Origin of the sequence: Mycobacterium sp. TY815, assembly GCF_030755135.1 — a bacterium.
Taxonomy (GTDB): domain Bacteria; phylum Actinomycetota; class Actinomycetes; order Mycobacteriales; family Mycobacteriaceae; genus Mycobacterium.
This window is the reverse complement of record NZ_JAUFRX010000002.1, coordinates 184,468-201,501: the sequence shown is the minus strand read 5'-3', so window position 1 is coordinate 201,501 and position 17,034 is coordinate 184,468. Positions and strand designations below refer to the sequence as shown.

Annotated in this window: 15 protein-coding genes and 1 tRNA gene; 9 read left to right on the top strand and 7 right to left on the bottom strand. The window is 67.0% G+C overall.

What is annotated here, in order from left to right; genetic code table 11:
- Window positions 1-70: 70 nt before the first annotated feature.
- Both QXK92_RS20565 and QXK92_RS20560 read right to left on the bottom strand, forming a co-directional pair.
- The gene (locus tag QXK92_RS20565) at window positions 71-934 is read right to left on the bottom strand and encodes an ABC transporter permease (protein WP_306244733.1); all 864 of its coding nucleotides are present in this window, start codon (window positions 932-934) and stop codon (window positions 71-73) included.
- Window position 935: 1 nt separating this feature from the next.
- Window positions 936-1,793 carry an ABC transporter permease gene (locus QXK92_RS20560; RefSeq protein ID WP_306244732.1) on the bottom strand — a complete coding sequence of 286 codons (858 nt, stop codon included), beginning with the start codon at window positions 1,791-1,793 and terminating at the stop codon, window positions 936-938.
- A 314-nt stretch (window positions 1,794-2,107) separates the two neighbouring features.
- On the opposite strand from QXK92_RS20560, the gene QXK92_RS20555 reads away from it, so the two are divergent.
- Window positions 2,108-2,710: a TetR/AcrR family transcriptional regulator gene (locus QXK92_RS20555; RefSeq protein WP_306244730.1), complete on the top strand. Its 603-nt coding sequence runs from the start codon at window positions 2,108-2,110 to the stop codon at window positions 2,708-2,710.
- A gap of 136 nt (window positions 2,711-2,846) precedes the next feature.
- On the opposite strand, the gene QXK92_RS20550 is transcribed toward QXK92_RS20555, so the two are convergent.
- Window positions 2,847-2,922, bottom strand: a tRNA-His gene (locus tag QXK92_RS20550).
- Between the two features lie 50 nt (window positions 2,923-2,972).
- Window positions 2,973-3,620 (bottom strand): oligoribonuclease, encoded by a 648-nt coding sequence (orn, locus tag QXK92_RS20545; RefSeq protein WP_306244728.1) that lies wholly within the window; start codon window positions 3,618-3,620, stop codon window positions 2,973-2,975.
- Between the two features lie 109 nt (window positions 3,621-3,729).
- Between orn and QXK92_RS20540 the strand changes: the two genes are divergently transcribed.
- The gene (locus tag QXK92_RS20540) at window positions 3,730-5,271 is read left to right on the top strand and encodes a helicase HerA-like domain-containing protein (protein ID WP_306244726.1); all 1,542 of its coding nucleotides are present in this window, start codon (window positions 3,730-3,732) and stop codon (window positions 5,269-5,271) included.
- A 6-nt stretch (window positions 5,272-5,277) separates the two neighbouring features.
- Here the strand turns inward: QXK92_RS20540 and cmrA are convergent, their stop codons facing one another.
- On the bottom strand, window positions 5,278-6,084 hold the full coding sequence (cmrA, locus tag QXK92_RS20535; protein ID WP_306244724.1) for a mycolate reductase: 807 nt from the start codon (window positions 6,082-6,084) through the stop codon (window positions 5,278-5,280).
- A gap of 65 nt (window positions 6,085-6,149) precedes the next feature.
- On the opposite strand from cmrA, the gene QXK92_RS20530 reads away from it, so the two are divergent.
- The gene (locus tag QXK92_RS20530; protein WP_306244722.1) at window positions 6,150-7,523 is read left to right on the top strand and encodes an MFS transporter; all 1,374 of its coding nucleotides are present in this window, start codon (window positions 6,150-6,152) and stop codon (window positions 7,521-7,523) included.
- On the opposite strand, the gene QXK92_RS20525 is transcribed toward QXK92_RS20530, so the two are convergent.
- The gene (locus tag QXK92_RS20525; protein WP_306244720.1) at window positions 7,520-8,302 is read right to left on the bottom strand and encodes an MmpS family transport accessory protein; all 783 of its coding nucleotides are present in this window, start codon (window positions 8,300-8,302) and stop codon (window positions 7,520-7,522) included. The genes QXK92_RS20530 and QXK92_RS20525 overlap by 4 nt on opposite strands.
- 61 nt (window positions 8,303-8,363) lie before the next feature.
- A complete protein-coding gene (locus tag QXK92_RS20520; RefSeq protein WP_306244718.1) occupies window positions 8,364-9,005 on the bottom strand; it encodes a TetR/AcrR family transcriptional regulator in 642 nt (213 codons plus the stop codon).
- 66 nt (window positions 9,006-9,071) lie between these two features.
- Here QXK92_RS20520 and QXK92_RS20515 point away from each other — a divergent pair, with 66 nt between their 5' ends.
- From QXK92_RS20515 to QXK92_RS20490, 6 genes are all read left to right on the top strand, one after another.
- Window positions 9,072-10,709 (top strand): AMP-binding protein, encoded by a 1,638-nt coding sequence (locus tag QXK92_RS20515; protein ID WP_306244717.1) that lies wholly within the window; start codon window positions 9,072-9,074, stop codon window positions 10,707-10,709.
- Window positions 10,710-10,812: 103 nt separating this feature from the next.
- On the top strand, window positions 10,813-11,556 hold the full coding sequence (locus QXK92_RS20510; protein ID WP_306244716.1) for a CoA transferase subunit A: 744 nt from the start codon (window positions 10,813-10,815) through the stop codon (window positions 11,554-11,556).
- Between the two features lie 91 nt (window positions 11,557-11,647).
- A complete protein-coding gene (locus QXK92_RS20505; RefSeq protein ID WP_306244714.1) occupies window positions 11,648-12,295 on the top strand; it encodes a CoA transferase subunit B in 648 nt (215 codons plus the stop codon).
- Entirely contained in the window at window positions 12,292-13,869 is a 1,578-nt protein-coding gene (locus QXK92_RS20500) for a carboxyl transferase domain-containing protein (RefSeq protein WP_306244712.1), read from the top strand. The genes QXK92_RS20505 and QXK92_RS20500 overlap by 4 nt, the downstream gene beginning before the upstream one ends.
- A 1-nt stretch (window position 13,870) precedes the next feature.
- Window positions 13,871-15,859: an acetyl/propionyl/methylcrotonyl-CoA carboxylase subunit alpha gene (locus QXK92_RS20495; protein ID WP_306244711.1), complete on the top strand. Its 1,989-nt coding sequence runs from the start codon at window positions 13,871-13,873 to the stop codon at window positions 15,857-15,859.
- 6 nt (window positions 15,860-15,865) lie between these two features.
- The gene (locus tag QXK92_RS20490; protein WP_306244709.1) at window positions 15,866-17,032 is read left to right on the top strand and encodes an acyl-CoA dehydrogenase family protein; all 1,167 of its coding nucleotides are present in this window, start codon (window positions 15,866-15,868) and stop codon (window positions 17,030-17,032) included.
- The last annotated feature ends 2 nt before the right edge of the window (window positions 17,033-17,034 follow it).

Here is a 17,034-nt window from a genome sequence, read left to right as displayed (position 1 = left end):
CCGAGTAGCTGACGATCCGACGGGCCGCGCCCGTCGACGTCGAAGGAGTTGCCTTTCACCTCAGCCAACGTCAGCCGCCGAACCTTGCGCCGGCGTCGACTCCCCACAGCGCCATGGTGAGCAGCATGTTGACCATGATCATCACGGTGATGCTGGCCCGCATGCCGTGCCCCGCGGCGACGCCCACACCCTCGGGACCGCCGCTGGCGTAAAAGCCGTAGTAGCACTGGATCGTCGAGGCGATCCAGACGAAGATGACGGCCTTGACCAACGAATAGAGGATGTCCTTGCCGGCCAGCATCAGTGAGAAGTAGTGCAGGTAGGACCCGGCCGATCCACCGCTGCTGATCTGCACCACCACCTGCGTGCTCAGGTAACCGATGGCCAGGCATGCCGCGTACAGCGGAATCATCGCCATCACCGAGGCGATGAGCCGGGTGGTCACCAGGTACGGAATCGGCCTGATGGCAATCGATTCCATCGCGTCGATCTCCTCGGCGATGCGCATCGATCCCAGCTGGGCGGTGAACCGGCAACCGCCCTGCATCGCGAAGGCCATGGCCGCCATCAGCGGAGCGAGCTCGCGGGTATTCACCAATGACGACACGAAGCCGGTCGCCGGGCCCAGTCCGAGCAGGTCGAGAAAGTTGTAGCCCTCGATACCGACCAGCGCCCCGACCGTCATGCCCAGCACGACGGCCACGCCGGCGGTTCCACCACCGACCACGATCGACCCGTTGCCCCAGGTGATGTTCGATAGCAGCCGCAGGAACTCACCGTTGTACTGGCGCAACGTGAGTGGGATGGCGGCCAGGGCCCGCACGAAGAACACGAGCATGTGACCGAGCCGGCTGATCGGCTTGGTTCCCCTGCGGTACAACCGGATCAGGCGCCCGGTGACGGGTGCCAGCGGTAGGTAGGGGGAGGCGGTCACGTCACAGCCCCGTCCGCGGCGAGAGCATGATGTAAAGCTGGCTGATCGCGACGTTGACGATCATCAGCAGCAGAATCGATTCCACCACAGCGGCATTCACCGAATTGGCCACCCCTGTCGGCCCACCCTTGGTGGACAATCCCTTCTGTGCCGACACGATGGCGACGATCGCGCCGAAGATGACGGCTTTCAGCAGCGCCAGGATCATGTCGCCGGTGGTGGCGAAGGAGGCGAAAGTGGACACGAAACTGCCGGGGGCGCCGTTCTGGAAGTACACGTTGAACATGTAGCTGGCGAAGAAGCCGACGAAACACACCACCCCGGTCAGCGCCACACCGATCATGATCGCGGCGGCGAAACGGGGAACCACCAGGCGGCGGATCACCGATACGCCCATCACTTCCATCGCGTCGGTCTCTTCGCGCATGGTGCGGGAACCGAGGTCGGCGGTGATGGCGGACCCGACGGCCGCCGCCATCAGCACTGCGGCCACCAGTGAGGCGCCCTGCCGGATGACCGCCAGCCCGCTGGCCGCCCCGGCCAGCGAGGTTGCGCCGACCTGGCCGGCCAGCAACGCGAACTGGATGGACAGCGTGACGCTGATCGGCAGCGACACCAGGATGGTCGGCAACACGGCGGTGCCGGCCATGAACGCGCCCTGGCGAACGAATTCCTGCCACTGGAATCGCCCGGTGAACAGGTCGATGAAGAAGTACTGGATGGTGCGGATGCCGAGCACGAATTGTTCGCCGACGGTCCGCAGCGAGGCGAGCGGGTGGCGGTCGACGTAGCCGACGCCCCACTCGTGAATGGCGGCGACGCCGTCATCACGCAGCGCGGGTTCGGGCCGGGCCGTCATCCCAGCATGACCAGGGAATGTTGCAGCAAACTTACGGCACGGATCATCGCGTACCCGGAACCGTCGTCATCGGCGCACTCCCCACCAGTCGCTCCCTGAGCGCCGAGCGGAAGGGGTTGGGCACCGACGGGTAGCCCCTGCCCTGCAGGGAGTCCGTGGTCCTGCAACTCTGCAGCTCAATCAGGTTTGCGGTATCACGCTAGCCTAGTTGATAGGCACTTTCAATAGTGTAGAGTCACTCACCTGCGAACGGCGCTTCCACGTTGCGGGACTGCACGATCGTGGCGGAATGTCAGGCTCACGAAGGTGATGGCATGTCCTCAGCAAACACTGAGTCGCTGCGCGACCGACGCCGGGCCGAGCTGCTCTCGCAGATCCAGCACACCGCGCACGAGCTGTTCGCCGAGCGCGGATTCGATGCCGTGACCACCGAGGACATCGCGGCGGCCGCCGGGATTTCGATCAGCACCTACTTCCGGCACGCCCCCACGAAGGAGGGTCTGCTGGTCGACCCCGTCCGCGAGGCGATCAGCGAGATGCTCGACTCCTTCAGCACCAGGCCGGCGGACGAATCGGCCGTCGAGGTGCTGATCCAGCTGTTCGTGACCCACGCCAGGGATGCCAGCGAATCCGACCACCTGGTCACCTGGCAACGCGCGATCGCCACCGCGCCGCACCTGTTGAGCAAGTCGACGCTGGTGCGCGAATCCGATCAGCGCAAGTTCGTCGAACTCGTCGCGTCGCGGATGGGCGTCGACCCGGCGGCGGATATGCGCCCTTCGCTGCTGGTCTACATGAGTCTGGCCACGGTCAAATTCGTCATCGACCGCCGGCTGACGGCGGACGTCGTCCCGAGCGAACCTTTCCACTTGCAGATGGAGGAGGCGCTGCGGATCTCGTTGGCCGGTTTCGCCTGATGCTCGGCGTCCTGTCGGCGTTCACTCTGCCCTGAGGGCGGAAAATCGGCCGAAAAGGCGCCCTGGGCGCAGAGTCAACGCCCGAAAACCCGCCGCAAAAGCACGAATCCCCGGCGCGTGGCCGGGGATTTGTGTGTGGGGTGAGTGACGGGACTCGAACCCGCGACATTCAGGATCACAACCTGACGCTCTACCAACTGAACTACACCCACCATGGCCGCCGACAGGCCCTCATAGAACCTAACGCGCGGCGACGTCGATACTAACCGCTCGAGCGCTCCTCGGCCGAATCGATTTCCTCTGGAGTGTCCGTTTCGCCCTGAAGATCGGCCACCACCGCCGCAATTTCGCTGGTCGCAGGGCCGGGCTGGGGTACGAACGCGGTTCGGCGGTAGTACTGCAACTCGCGGATGGACTCGTGGATGTCGGCCAGGGCGCGGTGCGCCAGCCCCTTGGGCGGCTGCCCGAAGTAGATGCGGGGGTACCAGCGCCGGCAGAGTTCCTTGATCGAGCTGACGTCGATCATCCGGTAGTGCAGAAACGCGTCCAGGGCCGGCATGTCACGGGCGATGAAGGACCGGTCGGTGGCGATCGAATTACCGGCCAGCGGCGCCGTCTTGGGTTGTTTGACGTGTTCGTGGATGTAATCGAGGACCATGGCCTCGGCGGTGGCCAGGTCAACGGTGGATGCCCTGACCTCGTTGGTCAGCCCGGATCGCGCGTGCATGTCTCTGACCACGTCGATCATGGAGGACAGCGCTTCGTCATCGGCGTGGATCACCACGTCGATGCCCTCGCCCAGCACGTTCAGGTCGGCGTCGGTGACCAGGGCGGCGATCTCGATCAACTTGTCCGACCCGATATCGAGCCCGGTCATCTCGCAGTCGATCCACACCAGTTCGTCACGCACAGCGCTCACACTAAGCCCACGCGCAGCTCAGGTAAGCCCTGCCCCTGCCCGCCACGGGGAAGTAGTGTGTTGCTTTGCCCAAGGGCAACTACTCTGGAAGAGGGCCGCGGTGAGCACTGAATCGGACGCCGGGGGACCTGCGCAGCGGATCGCGGCAGGCTATGCCGTGCAAGGCCAGGCGCTGGAACTGGGCACCGTCGTCGTCGACGGCCAATCCGACCCGACCGCGCAGATCCGCATCCCGCTGGCCACCATCAACCGGCACGGCCTGGTGGCGGGGGCCACTGGAACCGGCAAGACCAAGACGCTGCAGCTGATCGCCGAACAGCTCAGTGCCGCGGGAGTGCCGGTGTTCATGGCCGACGTGAAGGGCGACCTGTCCGGGTTGTCCCGTCCCGGTGAGGCCAACGACAAGACCGCCGCGCGCGCCAGGGACACCGGGGACAACTGGGAGCCGTCGGGTTTCCCGGTCGAGTTCCTGTCGCTGGGCACCGGCGGCATCGGGGTGCCGGTGCGCGCGACGGTGGACAGCTTCGGCCCGGTACTGCTGTCGAAGGTGTTGGGCCTCAACGCGACTCAAGAGTCGACGCTTGGGTTGATCTTCCACTGGGCCAAGGAGAACAACCACCCGCTGGTGACCCTGGGCAATCTGCGGACCGTCATCAGTCACCTGGCCGGCGACGAGGGCAAGGCCGACCTGAAATCCCTCGGCGGGGTGTCGGCCACCACGGCGGGCGTCATCCTGCGGGCGCTGGTGAACCTCGCCGGCGAGGGCGGTGACACCTTCTTCGGTGAGCCCAAGCTCGACCCGAACGATCTGCTCCGCACCGACCCCCAGGACCGCGGCACCATCAGCCTGCTCGAGTTCAGCGGCCAGTCGTTGCGCCCGGTGATCTTCTCGACGTTCCTGATGTGGCTGCTGGCAGACCTTTTCGCGCAATTGCCGGAAGTCGGCGACATCGACAAACCCAAGCTGGTGTTCTTCTTCGACGAGGCGCACCTGCTGTTCGCCGACGCCTCCAAGGCGTTCCTCGAGCAGGTCGAGCAGACCGTCAAACTCATCCGGTCCAAGGGTGTCGGGGTGTTCTTCTGCACCCAGTTGCCCACCGACCTGCCCAACGACGTGCTGTCCCAGCTGGGTGCCCGCGTCCAGCACGCACTGCGGGCGTTCACCCCCGACGATCAGAAGGCGCTCAGCAAAACGGTTCGCACCTACCCGAAAACCGATGTCTACGACCTGGAATCGGCGTTGACGTCACTCGGCATCGGCGAGGCCGTCGTCACCGTCCTGTCCGAGAAGGGCGCACCCACGCCGGTGGCCTGGACACGGATGCGGGTGCCGCGGTCGCTGATGGGGGCCATCGGCACCGACGAGGTCATCAAGGCGGCCAAGGCGAGTCCGTTGCAGGCCAAGTACGGGCAGACCGTCGAACAGCCCGAGCCGGCCTTGAGTTCGCAGAGTCCGTCGTCTCCGGCGCCGCCGGCCCGGCAGGGGGACTACGAGCTACCGCCCATGCCGCCGCCGTTCGAGCCGAAGGGCCCCGCCATGTGGGAGGAAGTGCTGAAGAACCCCACCGTGAAAAGTGGCATCAACACGGCCATACGCGAGGCGGTGCGCAGCATTCTGGGCAGCGGGCGCCGCCGTCGGTAGCGGCGGCTACCCGCCGCCGAGCTTCTTGTAGAAGGCACCCACGATCGGCGCCACGATGGCCCGCGGCGCATACCCGCTGGCCACCGACATCGCCTTGGACGTCAGGCCTGGGACGATGCGCATCTTGTTGCGCTCCAACGCATCCAACGAGACCTGCGCGGTGTGTTCGGTGGAGATCCACAGGAAGTCGGGCACCAGCTTTTCCACCAGGGACCGTTCGTCGCCCTCGGGCAGGTCCGTGCGCACCGGGCCGGGCGCCAGCAGCGTGACGTGCACGCCGTGCTTGCGGACTTCACCGCGCAGCGATTCGCTGAAGGTGTTCGCGAAGGCCTTGGTGGCCGCGTAGGTCGCGTTGTAGGGAATCGGCGAATTGCCGGCCGCCGAGCCGGAGATCAGGATGCCGCCGGCGCCGCGCGCGATCATGCCCGGCAACACCGCAAGCGTAAGGTCGTGCACCGCAACGGCATTCAGCTGCACCTGAGCCTTTTCGCCGGCCGGGTCCAGGTCGGCGACCGCGCCGAAGGTCGCGGTGCCGGCGTTGGCGCACAGGATCGAAATGGGCCGGGTCGCCAGTTCGTCGCAGAGCTTGGTGCGCTCGGACGGGTCGGCGAGGTCGGCCGGGCGCACCTCGACCGTGACGCGGTACTTGTCCGTGAGCCGGGCGGCGAGCTGGTTGAGCAGGTCCTCGCGGCGCGCGGTGATGATCAGGCTGTGGCCCCGCGCGGCCAGCTCGGTGGCCAGCGCTTCGCCGATGTTCTGCGAAGCTCCGGTGACAACCGCGCGCGCGTCTGGGCTGGGAGCGGGTATCGGCATGCAGACGATCGTAGACACGGCATCGGGCAGACCGGCTCCCCGCCACAACTAATAGAGTTTCGTGCATGACTGAGCCGCAGCCGGGCGCCACCGACCGTCAGGGCGCCGTGGCCGCGAATGCGCAGCCGGCCCGGCAACGCTCCTCACGAACCCGGATTGTGGCCTGGGCGTTGTGGGACTGCGGTTCGACCGGCCTGAACGCGATCACCGCGACCTTCGTCTTCTCGGTTTACCTGACCAGCAGCGTGGGGGAGGGCACGCCCGGTGGTGCCACTCCGGAGAGCTGGTTGGGGCGTTTCGCCGCCGTCGCCGGAATCGTGGTCGCGTTGCTGGCACCCGTCGTCGGCGTGTGGGTGGTCTCTCAGCATCGGCGGCATGTCGCTCTGGGAGTGCTGACCGCGTGCGCGGTCGCGACGACGTGCGCAATGTCACAGATTCACGATCGGCCCGGTTATTTCTTCGCGGGCCTGGCGCTGCTGGCCGCGACCGCCGCGTGCGGCGACCTGGCCAGCGTTCCGTACAACGCGATGCTGCGGGAGTTTTCGACGCCGGCGACGGCCGGGCGCATCTCCGGATTCGGCTGGGCAGCGGGATACGTCGGCAGTGTGCTGCTACTGATCCTGGTCTACCTGGGCTTCATGACCGGCGACGGCGACGAGCGCGGCCTGCTGCACGTGTCGACCAACGACGGGCTCAATGTGCGGGAGGCGATGCTGCTGGCCGCGGCGTGGCTGGCGATACTGGGGCTGCCGCTGCTGTTCGTCGCCCATCGCGTGCCCGACGGCCAGACGGCGGAGGCCGTTCCCAAGACCAGCCTGCTGGGCGGCTACCGCAGATTGTGGATCGACATCTCCTCCGAGTGGCGGCGCGACCGCAATCTCGTCTATTTCCTGCTGGCCAGCGCGATCTTCCGGGACGGCCTGGCGGCGATATTCGCGTTCGGCGCGGTCCTCGGGGTCAACGTCTACACGCTGTCGAAGGCCGATGTGCTCATCTTCGGGGTCGCCGGAAGCGTGGTCGCCGCGATCGGTGCGGTGCTGGGCGGGTTGGTCGACCACCGGGTGGGATCCAAGCCCGTCATCGTCGTGTCGCTGACGGCAATCCTCGCCGCGGGGCTGAGCCTGCTGGCTCTTTCCGGGGCGTTGGCTTTCTGGGTGTGCGGGCTGCTGCTGTGTCTGTTCATCGGACCGTCGCAGTCGTCGGCGCGGGCGCTGCTGTTGCGCATGGCGCAGCACGGCAAGGAGGGCGTGGCGTTCGGGCTCTACACGATGACGGGCCGCGCCGTGGCGTTCCTGGCGCCGTGGCTGTTCTCCGTCTTCGTCGACATCTTCGGCGTCGCCCGGGCCGGTCTGGGCGGCATCTGCCTGGTGCTGTTCGTGGGACTGTTGGCGATGCTCAAAGTGCGGGTTCCGCGGTACGCGGTGACGGAAAGCCGCTAGCGCGGAGCGTCGCAGATGGTCAGACCCTGGCCGGTGCGCTGCCGCACCTGAACCCCGGCCACCGTGACCGAGCAGGTGATCTCGTGGCCGATATTGACCACCGTGACGCTCGCCGGGGCTTTCGCCGAGGTGGACAGGCTGACCTGCTTGGTCCAGGGCAGGGCCACGTTGAACTCGGTCTGGATCATGTCACCGGCATCCATGTACATGACGCTGATGGCGCGGCCCTCACCGGAGACGCTGTAGACGACCGTCTGCATGGCCCCTGGGGTGTTGGGAACGCCGGGAGGCGTGGTCGTACCCGGCGGGGCGGTCGTCGTGGTGCGCGGCGCCCTGCGGGTGGTGGTGGGCGGCGTTGTCAGGGTTGTCGGAGGAGCCACGGTGGTGCTGGTCACCGGCGGCAGCGGCTCGATCGCGGTCTGCTGTTTCAGCGACCCGTTGGCGATGACGAGCGCCACGACCAACCCGATGACGAGCAACACCGCCGCGCCGGCCACGAACCACAACCACCGGGGTGAACGGGGCGGCCCTTCGGGCGGCTCCTCGTTTTTCGGCGGTCCCTGCGGCTGCCAGTACTGGGGCGGCAACTGTTGGGTGGGATTGGGCGCGTATCCGCCCGGCGACCACGCCGAACCACCCCCGCCGTAGCTGGCGTACGGCATCTCGTCGGCGTAGGCGGGGTAGTCGATCGGCTCCGAATTCCCAGGGTGCTGCGCCCATGACGAACCAGACCCCGGTTGAGGGGGACCGAATTGCTGGGTGCGACGTGGATCGTTCATATCCACTTCGAAGGGTACCGGGCATTGCGGCGGAGGGGTTTCGCGACCGGCACCCCAACGGCTATCGACCACCGGCGGTCAGCGCCGCGAGGGTCATTGCCCGCATGACCGCGCGCGAGCGCGCCGCCCGCGCCGATTTGGTGTCGGCCGACTTCATGCTGTGCGGCGTGGAGTTCAGCAACCCGAACGCGGCGTGCGCCATCAGCCGCGCGTCGGCTTCGGCGAGATCGGGATTCAGCTCGCGCAGCACGCCCACCCAGATCTCGACGTACTGCCGCTGCGCGCGGCGCACCTGCCGTTCGGCGGCCGCGGGCAGGTGCGCGAGGTCACGGTCCTGAATCCTGATGAGATCGGGTTCGCCGAGGGCGAAATCGAGGTGGAAATCGATCAACCCGTCCAGGGTCGCTGCCGCGTCGACACCGCGGTCCTGTACGGCGCGCGCACCGGCGAGCAGGCCGGCGCTGATGCCCACCAGCAACTCGACCAACAGCGACTCCTTGTTGGGGAAGTGCCGGTAGATGGCGGGACCGCTGACGCCGGCGGCAGCGCCGATGTCTTCCAGCCGCACCGCGAGGAATCCGCGCTCGGCGAACAACCGCTCGGCGGCCGACAAAAGTTGTTGGCGCCGGTCGGACTTCAACTGGCTGCGTCGATTTGGCGGCTCCGGCTGCCCGGGTTCGCTGTCCGGGGCGGACGCTGGCATGACGGCCTCCTGGACATGTCGGTTAATCGTCACTAACGTAGCACCCGATCACCGGCCGGAGGAACCGTGGCAACCACCGAAGCCGCAGAACCCGAACCGCTTTCCTACGAACGCGGTCCGGATACTCCCGCGTTGCTGGAGACGACCATCGGCGCGAATCTTGCTGACACCGCAGCGGTGTTCGGAACCCGCGAGGCACTCGTCGATGTCGCGGCGGGCCGGCGGTGGAGCTACACCGAGTTCGTCGCCGACGTGCGCCGGTTGGCGACCGGGCTGTTGCGGGCCGGCATCGGCCCGGGCGACCGGGTCGGTGTCTGGGCGCCCAACCGGTGGGAATGGGTACTTGTCCAATACGCCACCGCCGAGATCGGGGCGATCCTGGTGACCATCAACCCCGCCTACCGTGCGCGCGAATTGCTTTACGCGCTGCAGCAATCCGGCGTTGCGATGGTGATCGCCGCCGCCGGGTTCAAGGATGCCGACTACCTGTCGATGCTGAACGAGGTCAGGCCGGACTGTGGTGCGCTGCGCGACGTGGTCATCATGGGCACCGGTCGCTGGGACGAGTTGGCCACCACGCCTGCCGATCTGACCGCACCAGCGGCCGCGACACCGCGGCCCGCCGATCCGATCAACATCCAATACACCTCCGGCACAACGGGTTACCCGAAAGGTGTCACGCTCAGTCATCGCAACATCCTCAACAACGGCTTCCTGGTGGGGGAGTTGCTCGAGTACACCGAACATGACCGGATCTGCATCCCGGTGCCGTTCTACCACTGCTTCGGCATGGTCATGGGCAACCTCGCGGCGACCAGCCACGGTGCCTGCATGGTGATCCCGGCGCCGGGCTTCGATCCCGCGGCGACCCTGCGCGCGGTGCAGGCCGAACGCTGCACGAGCCTGTACGGGGTGCCGACGATGTTCATCGCCGAACTCGGCCTGCCCGACTTCGCCGACTACCGGCTGGACAGCCTTCGCACCGGGATCATGGCGGGCGCCCCCTGCCCCGTTGAAGTGATGCGTCAGGTGATCGAGCGCATGCACATGCCCGGTGTCTCGATCTGCTACGGGATGACCGAGACGAGTCCCGTATCGACTCAGACCCGCACCGACGACACGCTGGAGCGACGCGTCGGCACCGTCGGGCGCGTCGGTCCGCATCTGGAAGTCAAAGTGGTGGAACCCGATACCGGCCGGACGCTGCCCCGTGGCGTGTCCGGTGAGTTCTGTACCCGCGGCTATTCGGTGATGTCGGGGTACTGGAACGACGAGGCGAAGACGGCGGAGGTGATCGACGCCGACGGCTGGATGCACACCGGAGACCTGGCCGCGATGGACGACTGCGGCTACGTGCAGATCACCGGTCGCATCAAGGACATCATCATGCGCGGCGGCGAGAACATCTCGCCGCGCGAGATCGAGGAATTCCTGCATACCCATCCCGACATCGCCGACGTCCACGTCATCGGGGTGCCGGACGAACGCTACGGCGAGGAGATCATGGCGGTCGTCAGGCTCCGCGACGAGGCGGCGGAGTTGACCATGGATGCGCTGCGGGAGTTTTGTGCCGGCCGCATCGCCCGGTTCAAGATCCCGCGGTACCTGCGACTCGTCGCGGAGTTCCCGATGACGGTGACCGGCAAGGTTCGCAAAGTCGAGATGCGTCAGGCGGCGATCGAGTGGCTCGCCGGCGGTCCATAGCCGCTGCTGAGCGGCCCACCCACCCTGGACGCGCCCGGTCAGGAATGGTATTCTCACTGCCTGAGTTAATGATTATTAACTGAAATCGGAGGCTCTGCGACACATGGACAAGGTGGTGGCGACCGCTGCGGAGGCGGTCGCGGACATAACCGACGGCTCCTCCCTGGCCGTCGGGGGATTCGGGCTGTGTGGCATCCCGGAAGCCTTGATATCGGCGCTGGCCGACCTCGGAGTCACCGATCTGGAGACGGTGTCCAACAACTGCGGAGTCGACGGGATCGGACTGGGAGTGCTCTTGCAGCACAAGAGAATCCGCCGCACCGTCTCGTCCTACGTGGGCGAGAACAAGGAATTCGCACGCCAATTCCTGTCCGGTGAACTGGAAGTGGAGCTGACCCCGCAGGGCACCCTGGCCGAGCGGCTGCGGGCCGGCGGGATGGGCATTCCCGCCTTCTACACCCCGGCAGGGGTGGGCACCCAGATCGCCGACGGCGGGCTGCCGTGGCGCTACGACGCCTCGGGGGAGGTGGCGATCGTGTCGCCGCCCAAGGAGACCCGCGAGTTCGACGGCGTCACCTACGTTCTCGAGCGGGGAATCCGCACCGATTTCGCTCTGGTGCACGCCTGGAAGGGCGACCGGCACGGCAACCTGGTGTACCGCTACGCCGCCGGCAACTTCAACCCCGAATGCGCACCCGCCGGCCGGATCACCATCGCCGAGGTCGAACACCTCGTCGAGCCCGGTGAGATCGATCCGGCCACCGTGCACACGCCGGGTGTTTTCGTGCAGCGTGTGGTGCACGTGCCTGATCCGGAGAAGCGAATCGAGAAGGAGACGGTGCGGTGAGGGCTGCCGGTTTGGCCGAGCGTGAGGCTGGCCGCACGCTCGGCGACGAATGTGAAGCTGGCCGCACACTCGCGGGGGAAAGGGGCAAGCTGTGACCTGGACGAGGGACGACATGGCGGCTCGCATCGCCTCCGAGTTCACCGAGGGTCAGTACGTCAACCTGGGCATCGGTATGCCCACGCTGATCCCCAACCACATCCCAGACGGAGTGCATGTCGTCCTGCACTCGGAGAACGGGATCCTCGGCGTCGGGCCCTACCCGAAACGGGAGGACGTCGACGCCGATTTGATCAACGCCGGCAAGGAGACGGTGACCGTCCTGCCCGGCGCGTCGTTCTTCGGGTCCTCCACCTCGTTCGGGATCATCCGCGGCGGCCACCTCGACGTGGCTGTCCTTGGCGCCATGCAGGTTTCGGTCACCGGCGACCTCGCCAACTGGATGATCCCGGGCAAGATGGTCAAGGGGATGGGCGGCGCGATGGACCTGGTGCACGGCGCCCGCAAGGTGATCGTGATGATGGAGCACGCCGCCAAGGACGGTAGCCCGAAGATCCTGGAGCGCTGCACCCTGCCGTTGACCGGCGTGGGCTGTGTCAACCGGATCGTCACCGAGTTGGCCGTCATCGACGTCCGCGACGACGGCCTGCATCTCATCGAGACCGCCCCGGACGTCTCGGTTGACGAAGTAACTGCTAAAACCCAGCCGCCGCTTATTCTTTCGGACCTGGTGGCGCGGTGACGACGATCGCACCGACTTTCGCCGACGAACATCGCCGATTGGTCGCCGACCTCAACGAGAAGCTGGCCGCGGCCGCCCTCGGCGGTAACGAGCGCGCCCGCGAGCGCCATGTCAGCCGCGGCAAACTGTTGCCGCGCGAACGGGTGGACCGCCTGCTCGACCCGGGTAGCCCGTTCCTCGAACTCGGCGCGCTGGCCGCCAACGGCATGTATGGCGACGAGTCTCCGGGCGCGGGAATCATCACCGGGATCGGGCGGGTGTCGGGGCGCGAGTGCGTCATCGTCGCCAACGACGCCACCGTCAAGGGCGGCACCTACTACCCGATGACGGTCAAGAAGCACCTGCGCGCGCAGGAGGTCGCCCTGCAGAACCTGCTGCCGTGCATCTACCTCGTCGACTCCGGCGGCGCCTTCCTGCCCCGCCAGGACGAGGTCTTTCCCGACCGCGAGCACTTCGGCCGGATCTTCTACAACCAGGCGACCATGAGCGGCAAGGGAATTCCGCAAGTCGCTGCGGTTCTCGGGTCGTGCACGGCGGGTGGCGCGTATGTGCCGGCGATGAGCGACGAGGCCGTCATCGTCCGCGAGCAGGGCACGATCTTCCTCGGTGGCCCACCCCTGGTGAAGGCGGCCACCGGCGAGATCGTCACGGCTGAAGAACTCGGCGGCGGGGATCTGCACTCGCGGGTGTCCGGCGTCACCGACCATCTTGCCGAGGATGACGAGGACGCGCTGCGGATCGTCCGTTCGATCGCGGCAACCTTCGGACCACGGGAGCCGGCGCAGTGGGAGATCGCGCCGACGGTGGACGCTACATTCGACCAGACCGACCTCTACAGCGTGGTGCCCCCGGATCCGCGGGTGCCCTACGACGTTCACGAGGTGATCGTGCGCCTGGTCGACGGCGGCGAGTTCAGCGAGTTCAAGGCCAATTACGGCAAGACACTGGTGACCGCCTTCGCGCACATCCACGGCCACCCGGTGGGCATCATCGCCAACAATGGCGTGCTGTTCAGCGAATCCGCGGTCAAGGGAGCGCATTTCATCGAGCTGTGCGACAAGCGCCGGATCCCGCTGCTGTTCCTGCAGAACATCGCCGGGTTCATGGTGGGCCGCGACTACGAGGCTGGCGGCATCGCCAAGCACGGCGCGAAGATGGTGACGGCGGTGGCGTGTGCGCGAGTCCCGAAGCTGACCGTGGTGATCGGCGGATCCTATGGCGCGGGCAACTATTCGATGTGCGGACGGGCGTACTCGCCGCGATTCCTGTGGATGTGGCCGAACGCGCGCATCTCGGTGATGGGCGGCGAACAGGCCGCCTCGGTGCTGGCCACCGTGCGCGGTGAACAGCTGTCCGCCTCCGGCAAGCCCTGGTCGACCGAGGAGGAGGAGGCGTTCAAAGCGCCGATCCGCGAGCAGTATGAGGACCAGGGCAATCCCTACTATTCGACCGCCCGTCTGTGGGACGACGGCATCATCGACCCTGCCGATACCAGAACGGTTGTCGGGCTGGCGCTTTCGGTGTGCGCCCATGCCCCGCTGGAATCGGTCTCCTACGGCGTCTTCCGGATGTGACATGTTTGACACTGTTCTAGTGGCCAACCGCGGCGAGATCGCGGTCCGGGTGATCCGCACGCTGCGCCGGCTGGGTATCCGCTCGGTCGCCGTCTACAGCGACCCCGACGCCGATGCGCGGCACGTGCAGGAGGCCGACACCGCGGTGCGGCTGGGACCTGCGGCGGCCCGCGAAAGCTACCTCGACATCGCGAAGGTGATTGACGCCGCGACGCGCACTGGGGCGCAGGCGATTCATCCCGGCTACGGATTCCTCTCGGAGAACGCGGAATTCGCGGCGGCGTGTGACCGTGCCGGGGTGGTGTTCCTGGGGCCCCCCGCGCACGCGATCGAAGTGATGGGCGACAAGATCGCCGCCAAGAACGCCGTAGCTGCGTTCGAGGTGCCGGTGGTGCCCGGGATCGCGCGACCGGGACTGACCGACGACGAGCTCATCGCGGCGGCTGGCGACGTGGGTTACCCGGTGCTGGTGAAGCCCTCGGCCGGAGGCGGCGGCAAAGGCATGCGGATGGTCGAGGAACCCGCCCGGTTGCGAGATGCACTGGTGAGCGCGCGGCGCGAGGCCGCCTCGGCTTTCGGTGACGACACGCTGTTCCTCGAACGTTTTGTGTTGCGGCCCAGGCACATCGAGGTGCAGGTGCTCGCCGACACGCACGGTAACGTGGTGCATCTCGGCGAGCGTGAATGCAGCCTGCAACGGCGCCACCAGAAGGTGATCGAGGAGGCGCCCTCGCCGTTGCTGGATGCGGCGACGCGCGAGCGGATCGGCGCCGCCGCGTGCAACACCGCCCGCAGCGTCGACTACGTCGGCGCCGGCACCGTCGAGTTCATCGTGTCCGCCGCACGCCCCGACGAGTTCTTCTTCATGGAGATGAACACTCGGTTGCAGGTGGAACACCCGGTCACCGAGGCGGTCACCGGGCTCGATCTCGTCGAGTGGCAGCTACGAGTGGCCGCCGGCGAGAAGCTCGCGTTCGCCCAGGACGACATCGAACTGCGCGGGCATGCGATCGAAGCCCGGGTGTACGCCGAGGATCCGGCGCGCGGGTTCCTGCCCACCGGGGGCCGGGTACTACAGGTCGTCGAGCCGTCCGGACCCGGTGTGCGCGTGGACTCTTCGCTGTTGGCCGACACCGTGGTCGGCAGCGACTACGACCCGATGCTGAGCAAGGTGATCGCGCACGGCAGTGACCGGACGCAGGCGCTGGCACGGCTCGATCAGGCACTGTCGCGAACCGCGGTGCTCGGTGTGCAGACCAACGTCGAGTTCCTGCGCTTCCTGCTGGCCGACGAACGGGTGCAGGCCGGCGACCTCGACACCGCCCTGCTCGACGAGCGACTGGGTGACTTCGAACCGCTGGCGGCGCCTGACGATGTGTTTGCCGCGGGTGGTCTGTATGTCCAGTGGGCTCTGCAGCGGCGCGCACGCGGCAACCTGTGGGCCGCCCCGACCGGATGGCGGATCGGAGCCGCCGCCGCGCCGGTGCGCACCGCGATGCGCACTCCGCAGCGCACCGAGACCGTCTCTGTGTGGGGCCTGCCGGATGCGGCCGAGGTGCAGGTCGGCGAGGGTGAAACCGTCACTGCCAGTGCACAGATCGCGCCGGGGCGCATGAGCGTTGCGCTGAACGGCGTGCGCCGGGACTACCGTTGGGCCGAAGCCGGCCGGCACCTGTGGATCGCCGACGAGCGTGGCACCTGGCATATCCGGGAGGCTGAGGAACACCGGATCCACCGTGCGGCAGGCGAGCGCCCCGCAGAGGTCGTCAGCCCCATGCCCGGCAGTGTCATTGCGGTACAGGCGGATTCGGGCACCGAGGTTTCGGAGGGCGACGTGGTGGTGGTCGTCGAGGCGATGAAGATGGAGCACTCGCTGGCGGCACCGGTCTCCGGGCAGGTGGAGGTACTGGTGTCGGTCGGCGACCAGGTGACCGTCGATCAGGTCTTGGCCCGGCTGGTCCCGGGCACAGCAACAGAAGGCAAGGAATAGCGAATCATGACGACAACGATTCCCGCAGGGACCATCCCCAAGGAATACGAGGACCTCCGCGACACGGTGGCCGACTTCGCGCGCACCGTCGTGGCGCCGGTCTCGGCCAAACACGATGAGGAGCACAGCTTCCCGTACGAGGTCGTCGCCAAGATGGGGGAGATGGGCCTGTTCGGCCTGCCCTTCCCGGAAGAGTACGGCGGCATGGGCGGCGACTACTTCGCGCTGTCGCTGGCGCTCGAGGAACTCGGCAAGGTCGACCAGTCGGTGGCCATCACCCTGGAGGCGGGCGTCGGTCTGGGTGCCATGCCGATCTTCCGCTTCGGTACCGAGGAACAGAAGCAGCAGTGGCTGCCCGATCTGCTTGCCGGACGGGCGCTGGCCGGGTTCGGGCTTACCGAACCGGGCGCCGGCTCCGACGCCGGCAGCACGCGCACCACAGCGCGCCTCGAGGGTGGCGAATGGATCGTCAACGGCAGCAAGCAGTTCATCACCAACTCCGGCACCGATATCACCTCACTGGTCACCGTCACCGCCGTCACCGGAACCATCGCGGACGGCAAGAAGGAGATCTCGACCATCATCGTGCCCAACGGCACACCGGGATTCATCGTCGAGCCGACCTACAACAAGGTTGGCTGGAACGCCTCGGACACCCATCCGCTGACCTTCGACGACGCGCGGGTGCCCGAGGAGAATCTGCTGGGCACCCGCGGCAAGGGCTACGCCAACTTCCTGTCGATCCTCGACGAGGGCCGCATCGCGATCGCCGCACTGGCCACCGGGGTGGCACAAGGCTGCGTGGACGAGAGCGTCAAATACGCCAACGAGCGGCAGTCCTTCGGCCAGCCGATCAGCTCCTACCAGGCGATCAGCTTCAAGATCGCGCGCATGGAAGCGCGCGCACACGTCGCGCGCACCGCGTACTACGACGCGGCGGCAAAGATGCTGGCCGGCAAGCCTTTCAAGAAGGAGGCGGCCATCGCCAAGATGATCTCCTCGGAGGCGGCGATGGACAACGCCCGCGACGCCACCCAGATTCACGGCGGCTACGGATTCATGAATGAGTACCCGGTCGCCCGTCACTACCGGGACAGCAAGATTCTGGAGATCGGCGAGGGCACCACGGAGGTGCAGTTGATGCTGATCGCCCGCTCGCTGGGGCTGTCGTGACG